The following is a 7,334-nucleotide window of genomic DNA, read 5'->3' as shown; positions in this document are numbered from 1 at the left end:
ATCTATTTATATATCTTATAAATACCCACAAATCTAAATTTTATTTTTAATTATAAAAATAAATAGGAGGAATTAATATTCCCCCTAAATTATTATTTATAAACTATTTTAGATAAGTCACATATACTTAACATAGTATCGTATATTTGCTTTAATAATCCTAATCTATTATTTTTTATAGCTTCATCTTTATCCATTACCATTACACTATCAAACATTGCATCTATAGATGGTCTTAATGATGCAAAGCTATCTAGAGCTTCACTATATCTCTTTTCTTTTAATAATTCGTAAACTTTAGCTTTTGTATTATTAAATTCTTTGTATAAATTAATTTCAGCTTCTTCTTTTAATAAACTTTCATTAACTTCGCTAGATATAGCTTTTTGAGCTAGTGTAGAAACTCTATTAAATGCTGTAAGCATTTCAACTAATTCATCTTTATTTAACCAGTTATTAAGCTCATTTGCTCTTAAGTACATATCAGATATATCATTTATGTCAGAGCTTAATACAGCTTCTATTACATCATATCTTATACCTAAATCTCTGAATAAGTTTTTAATTCTTTCTTTAAAGAATTCCATTATAGAATTTATTACTTCATCTTTATTAAATTCTAAGTTAGAGTAATTTTCTAAAGATAATTCTACTAATTTCTTTAAGTCTATATCTAATTTACTATCCATTATTATATTAAGTATACCTAATGCTTGACGTCTTAGAGCATATGGATCTTGAGATCCTGTTGGTTGTATTCCTATTGCAAAGAATCCTGCTATAGAATCTAACTTGTCAGCTATAGCTAAAGCTATACCAGCATTAGTTTTAGGAAGTATATCACCTGCAAATCTTGGTAGGTAATGTTCAAATATAGCTTCACAAACAGCTTCATTTTCACCGCTAACTTTAGCGTATTCTCTTCCCATGATACCTTGAAGCTCTGTAAATTCAAATACCATATTTGTAACTAAGTCTGATTTACAAAGCTTAGCTGCTCTCTTAGCATCTTCTTTATCTTGTTGTAAATTTAATAAATCTATTATATTAGAACTTAAATTTTCTATTCTTAAAGTTTTATCATATACTGTACCTAATTTAGCTTGGAATACTACACTCTTTAATTTTTCTGTGTAGCTTTCTAAAGTCTTTTTAGTATCTTCTTTGTAGAAGAATAATGCATCTTCTAATCTAGCAACTAAAACTTTTTCATTACCAGCTTTAACTTTATCTATTCTATAATCATTACCATTTCTAACAGCTATAAAGTTAGGTAATAATTTCCCATCTTTAACAACTGGGAAGTATCTTTGATGTTGTTGCATAGGAGTTGTTACAACTTCTTTTGGTAACTTAGCATAATCTTCATCAAATTCTCCATAAAATGCTGTTGGATATTCAACTAGATGAGTAACTTCTTCTAATAAATCCTCATCAAATTCAACTTCTCCACCTAAAGAATTAGCAACTTCTATACATTGTTTTCTTATAAGTTCTTTTCTCTTATCTTGATCTAATATTACGAAGTTTTCTTCTAACTTAGTTAAGTAATCTTCTAATGAGTTAACTTCAAATTCACTTTGTCCTAAGAATCTATGTCCTTTTGTAACATTAGATGATATTATGCCTTCTAAATCAATTTCAAATACTTTATCATTTAATAAAGTAACCATCCATCTTATAGGTCTAGCAAATCTCATGTTTCTTCCACCCCAACGCATAGCTTTAGGGAAAGTTACATTTTTTACAGCCTCAGGTAATATAGATTTTAAAACTTCACTAGTTTCTTTTCCTTCTTGTCTTATTGTTCCAAATATGTATTCATCTTTTCCTACTGTTTTGAAAACAACATCTTCTTCTTTAAGACCTTTACTCTTCATAAATCCTAATGCAGGTTTTGTAAAGTTTCCATCAGCATCTAATGCTATTTTCTTTGAAGGACCTTTAACTTCTTCTTCTAAGTTACTTTGTTTTTCACTTATGTTTTCAACTATAAAAGTTAATCTTCTAGGTGTTCCATATGTTTTTATATTATCGAATTCTATTCTATTTTCATTAAACATCTTTGTTAAGTTGTTTTTGATTTGATCTAAAGTACTACTTACAAATCTTGATGGTAATTCTTCAACACCAACTTCAAATAAAAGGTAGTTATTCATTATTTATCACCTTCCTTTAAAAGTGGGAATCCCATTTCTTCCCTTTGTTTAACAAATGCAGCTGCTACATTTCTTGACATATTTCTAACTCTTCCTATGAAAGATGCTCTTTGGCTAACTCCTACAGCCCCTCTTGCATCTAATGTATTGAAAGTATGAGAACATTTTAATACATAGTCATATGCAGGAATTACTAATCCTCTTTCCATAAGTTTAAGACCTTCTTTTTCATATATATCAAATAAATTAAATAACATATCTGCATCACATTCTTCAAATGCATACATAGAGTTTTCGTATTCAGCTTGCTTAAATACATCTCCATAAGTTATTTCATCATTCCATTTTAAATCATAAACACTATCAACTTCTTGTATGTACATTGCTAGTCTTTCTAGACCATATGTAATTTCTCCTGTTTCTAGTTCACATTCTATACCACCAACTTGTTGGAAATATGTAAATTGTGTTATTTCCATACCGTCTAACCATACTTCCCATCCAAGTCCCCAAGCACCAACTGTAGTTGATTCCCAGTTATCTTCAACAAATCTTATATCATGTTCATTTGGGTCTATACCTATAGCTTTTAAACTTCCTAAGTATAATTCTTGTATATTGTCTGGTGATGGCTTTAATATAACTTGGAATTGGTGATGTTGATATAATCTATTAGGGTTCTCACCATATCTACCATCAGCCGGTCTTCTAGATGGTTCTACATAACAAACTTTCCAAGGTTCTGGTCCTAATGATCTTAAAAAAGTATTAGGGTTCATAGTCCCTGCACCTTTTTCAACATCGTAAGGTTGCATCATTATACATCCTTGCTTAGACCAATAGTTTTGCAATGTAAGTATCATATTTTGAAAATTCATATTAATACCTCCTTTAATAATATTGCTTAATATAACAAAGCCTTTCGTCTACACGAAAGGCCTTTAATAGCTATCTTATAACTTTTAGGATATCAAATTAAACAAAATTTGTCAATGTAAATGGATTCCTATTTATTCAAATCTAAATTGTCATCATCTTCATTTATAAGTTCATCTGTTACATCTTTATCATCTTTTTTATTGTCTACTACAACATCTTTTACTTCTTTAGCTGTGTTGACTAGCATTTGTTTTAGCATATTAAGTTTTTCTTCATTTAGCTCTCCTAAATCAACTATCGCTCCATCATCTTCATTTTGTATTTTAATTCTACATTTGCCTATGACTGCTGCTGATAATCCAACTAATGTATATATAGGAAGTAATGCAACTCCTACTACTCCAGCTGTTAATGGTATATTCATTATAACTTTATTATTTCTATCAATTATAACTCTTATAACACTACTTTTCTTAAGAAGTTCTTTAGCTTGTTTTGCTACATCTTTAAAATCATCACTATCTTTAGAAAATATATCTTCAACAGCTTTTTTTGCTTGTTTAGTTTTCTTTGATATATTACTTTGTATTGTGTTATTAGATTCTAGTGATATTATTGCTTCTATAACATCTCCATTATGTTCCAAAAGTGCTTGTTTTGCTTGGGCATATGTTACACTTGGTACTCTTTGTATTACTGTATCAATTTTTTCTATTGTTATTTCGTTACTCACCCTTATCAGCTCCCTTAATATTTTCTATATCTTTTAACAAGTACAGCGATTTAAAGCTCACATTTTCAACATAAACGTTTAAATATTGCTTTAAAACTTTTTCTAACTCATAAGTTATATACTTGGATACTTTGGCTTTACTACAGGTTAATATATCGTTATTTAATATATATTCCATTAACTTTACAGTTGTTACATCTAATTTTATATTTCCTTCAATATTTTCACTACATAAATCACATATTAAGCCACCTTCATATATATTAAAATTTGATGACTTTACATTCATACTTCCACAAATACTACATTTATTTACAACTGGCCTAAATCCTATATAGTCTAAAAACTTTAGTTCAAATGCCCTAGTTATAAACTTTTTATCTGTATTTTCTTGTGTGTATAAGTATAGAGTTTGAGCAAGTAGTATAAATAATCTATTATTAGTTTGATTCTCACATGTAGAACTTTCTACTAGTTTAGTAATATAGGTAGCATATGAAAATGCTTCTATATCATATGAAATATCATAAAAACTTTTTATCATATCACTTTGGTTTACAGTATACATATTACCTTTTCTTTTTAATGTATAATTTGCGTAAGAAAAAAGTTGAGCTGATGAAAGCAATGAACTTTTATTTCTTTTTGCTCCCTTTGCTATTGCTGATACTTTTCCTAATTTACGTGTAAACAAAGTTAGTATAACATCATTTTCTTTATATCTTATAGCTTTAAGTACTATCCCCTGGGTGTTCAGTATTATCATCGCTGTTATCTATCTCCCTTAATAATCCATCAGTTTCTTCATGCAAGTTTTTATAGTCACTTAAATATAGATATGCCTCTATACTACCGGTCTTTTTAAAAACTTCCCAACACAAATTGTTCATTTTTAAAAACCCCCTTCTCACGGTTATATTTATATTCTTAGTAAGAAGAGGGTAAATAATTCATTAAGTTATTAAACAATTTTTGACAAAATTATAGTTGTTGTTATTAAATATATCGTTATTCCTGTTATATCAAGCAGTGTAGCTATAACTGGTGCTGATATTATTGATGGGTCAACATCTAATTTTTTAAATAATATAGGCATAAATCCACCTATCATAGCTCCAACTATCATATTTATAAATAAAGATATTGAAACAACTAAAACTATATTTATATCTTTTATAAATATGAATGCTATAATTGCAACTATAAAGCTACATGCTACACCTGTAATAATACCTACTACAGCTTCTCTTATAACATTATTAAATTCTAAATCTTTATTAGATAAACTCATTACAGTAAGTGCATATGATTGAGTTCCTATATTTCCTCCCATACCTAAAACTACAGGTATGAAAAATACTAAAGATGCATATGTAGGATTCATAACAAAGTCTAAATTTGAAAGTATTGAACTTGATAAAAGACCCGCTAATAAAGTAATTATTAGTAATGGTATTCTAGCTCTTACAGATGAAATTATTTGCTCTGAAGGTGTTTTATTTACACTTTGAGCAATATCTCTTTCTTGTTCTGATGTACCTGCAAATTTATACATATCTTCAGTTGCTTCTTCTTCCATTACATCTATTATATCGTCTACTGTAATAATACCTTTTAATTTATGTTCTCTATCTATAACAGGTATTGCTATTAAATTATATTTTGAAACTAGTCTAACTGCTTCTTCTCTGTCTTCATCAACAAAAACAGATATTATATTTTCACTCATTAAGTCTTTTACTATACTACTGTCTCTAGCAAGTATTAGCTCTCTTAGTGATAATACTCCTACTAATCTTTCTTCATTGTCAACTACATATACATAGTATATAGTTTCTGCATCTTCTGCATATTCTCTAAGATGAGCTATCGCTTCTTTAGCAGTCATATATTCATTAATTTCTATATATCCAGTTGTCATTATTCCGCCAGTTGATTCTTCTTCATATATTAATAGTTCTTTTACATCATCTGCATCTTCTTGACTTAAAAGTTCCATTATATCTTCTCGTTCATTTTCTTCTAACTGACTTAATATATCTGCCATATCATCAAGAGACATTAGCTCTAATATATTTTTTTTATACTCTGTATCTAATTTTGATAGTATACTACTAAAAAATTCTACATCACTTTCTTCTAATATAGATGCTGCCATATCTACAGGTAATACTTCAAATAGTTTTATTTTTTCATTTTCCTCTAGATTTTCCATAATATCAAATATATCTATTATATGATATTCTTCAAGCAACTCTCTAAGTTCTAATATCTTATTATTTTCAATTAATACAGTTACTTCACTTAATAAATTCTTGGAACCATCCTGTTTCCTATCCATATAATTCACCTTTATTTTTCAGTATATCCGAAATTACTTACATAGTTTTGTAAGTTTCTCCAGTTCTCTTTTACTTTTACCCATAATTGAAGATTAGCTTGAGATCCTAATAGTAATTCTATATCCGCTCTAGCTGATTTTCCTATTCCTTTTAATTTTCTACCATTTTTACCTATTATTATACCTTTATGAGAATCTCTTTCACAATAAATTACAGCTGATATATCAACTATTTCTTTATCTTTTCTTGATTTCATTCTCTCTATTTCAACTGCAACACCATGAGGTACTTCATCATGAACATAGTGTAAAACTTTTTCTCTTATAAGTTCTGATACCAAAACTCTTTCTGGTTGATCTGTTATCATGTAATCTGGGAAGTATTGAGGCCCTTCTTCTAAATGAGATTTTATAACTTTTAAAAGTTCATTTATATTTCTTCCCTTTAATGCTGATATAGGTACTATTTGCTTGAATACACCTTCTTCATTATACATCTTCATTAAATCAAATAATTCTTCTTCACTTAATTGGTCTATTTTATTTAAAACTAGTACAACTGGAGTTTTTATATTTCTTAAATCCTCTATAATTTTTCTATCTCCAGGTCCTATTTTTTTAGATTCATCAACAACAAACAATACTAAGTCTACATTTTTAAAAGCATCTGTTGCTGATTTAACCATGAATTCTCCTAATTTATTTTTAGGTTTATGTATCCCTGGTGTATCTAAAAATACTACTTGAGCTTCTTCATCTGTGTATACAGCTTGTATTGTATTTCTTGTAGTTTGAGGTTTATCACTCATTATTGCTATTTTTTCTCCAACTACGTTATTCATTAAAGTAGATTTACCTACATTTGGTCTTCCTACTATACTAACAAATCCTGATTTAAACATGTCATATTTCTCCTATCGTTATCTTTTGTTATTTATTTTATGAAAATTACTACTTGAGAAATAATTCTTAACTATTTTTTATTAGTTTATATTATTTCTATTTTTTAGTATCATATTATAATTCATATATATGGTCCAAATTATATAATTCTTTACTATTTATTTTTATCTTCTATTCATTTTTGTATCCAATAATTTATATTTAATTCACTTCTATAAACCTATATTATAAAAAAATCACAATAAATATTCTTGTATTAAAATATTTTATTATCTTATTTAGTACCTTACATTATAACATAAAAAAGAAGTCTTCACGA

General features: G+C 27.7%; 7 protein-coding genes. All 7 read right to left on the bottom strand.

Annotation, left to right across the window (positions count from 1 at the left end):
- Window positions 1–92: 92 nt before the first annotated feature.
- The 7 genes from glyS to era all read right to left on the bottom strand — a co-directional run bounded on the left by glyS (window position 93) and on the right by era (window position 7,014).
- Window positions 93–2,159 carry a glycine--tRNA ligase subunit beta gene (gene glyS, locus G3997_RS02265; RefSeq protein ID WP_296647425.1) on the bottom strand — a complete coding sequence of 689 codons (2,067 nt, stop codon included), beginning with the start codon at window positions 2,157–2,159 and terminating at the stop codon, window positions 93–95.
- The gene (gene glyQ / locus G3997_RS02260) at window positions 2,159–3,037 is read right to left on the bottom strand and encodes a glycine--tRNA ligase subunit alpha (protein ID WP_296647422.1); all 879 of its coding nucleotides are present in this window, start codon (window positions 3,035–3,037) and stop codon (window positions 2,159–2,161) included. Before glyQ ends, glyS begins: the two co-directional genes overlap by 1 nt.
- 128 nt (window positions 3,038–3,165) lie before the next feature.
- Window positions 3,166–3,771, bottom strand: a complete 606-nt coding sequence (locus G3997_RS02255) for a DUF4342 domain-containing protein (RefSeq protein ID WP_296647418.1) — start codon at window positions 3,769–3,771, stop codon at window positions 3,166–3,168.
- Window positions 3,764–4,537: a DNA repair protein RecO gene (recO, locus tag G3997_RS02250; protein ID WP_296647415.1), complete on the bottom strand. Its 774-nt coding sequence runs from the start codon at window positions 4,535–4,537 to the stop codon at window positions 3,764–3,766. Before recO ends, G3997_RS02255 begins: the two co-directional genes overlap by 8 nt.
- The gene (locus G3997_RS02245) at window positions 4,503–4,661 is read right to left on the bottom strand and encodes a YqzL family protein (RefSeq protein WP_296647414.1); all 159 of its coding nucleotides are present in this window, start codon (window positions 4,659–4,661) and stop codon (window positions 4,503–4,505) included. The genes recO and G3997_RS02245 overlap by 35 nt, the downstream gene beginning before the upstream one ends.
- Window positions 4,662–4,732: 71 nt before the next feature.
- Window positions 4,733–6,112: a magnesium transporter gene (mgtE, locus tag G3997_RS02240; protein ID WP_296647411.1), complete on the bottom strand. Its 1,380-nt coding sequence runs from the start codon at window positions 6,110–6,112 to the stop codon at window positions 4,733–4,735.
- 11 nt (window positions 6,113–6,123) lie between these two features.
- Window positions 6,124–7,014 carry a GTPase Era gene (era, locus tag G3997_RS02235; protein ID WP_296647408.1) on the bottom strand — a complete coding sequence of 297 codons (891 nt, stop codon included), beginning with the start codon at window positions 7,012–7,014 and terminating at the stop codon, window positions 6,124–6,126.
- Window positions 7,015–7,334: the final 320 nt, after the last annotated feature.

The sequence above is a fragment of the Romboutsia sp. 13368 genome (assembly GCF_018336475.1).
Lineage (GTDB): Bacteria > Bacillota > Clostridia > Peptostreptococcales > Peptostreptococcaceae > Romboutsia.
The sequence above is the reverse complement of the archived record's forward strand: the minus strand, read 5'-3'. Positions and strand labels throughout refer to the sequence as shown.

Excerpts from the sequence above, each read along its gene's own strand:
- glyS (WP_296647425.1), bottom strand. The coding sequence starts at position 2,159 with ATGAATAACTACCTTTTATTTGAAGTTGGTGTTGAAGAATTACCATCA.
- glyQ (WP_296647422.1), bottom strand. The coding sequence starts at position 3,037 with ATGAATTTTCAAAATATGATACTTACATTGCAAAACTATTGGTCTAAG.
- recO (WP_296647415.1), bottom strand. The coding sequence starts at position 4,537 with ATGATAATACTGAACACCCAGGGGATAGTACTTAAAGCTATAAGATAT.
- G3997_RS02245 (WP_296647414.1), bottom strand. The coding sequence starts at position 4,661 with ATGAACAATTTGTGTTGGGAAGTTTTTAAAAAGACCGGTAGTATAGAG.
- mgtE (WP_296647411.1), bottom strand. The coding sequence starts at position 6,112 with ATGGATAGGAAACAGGATGGTTCCAAGAATTTATTAAGTGAAGTAACT.
- era (WP_296647408.1), bottom strand. The coding sequence starts at position 7,014 with ATGTTTAAATCAGGATTTGTTAGTATAGTAGGAAGACCAAATGTAGGT.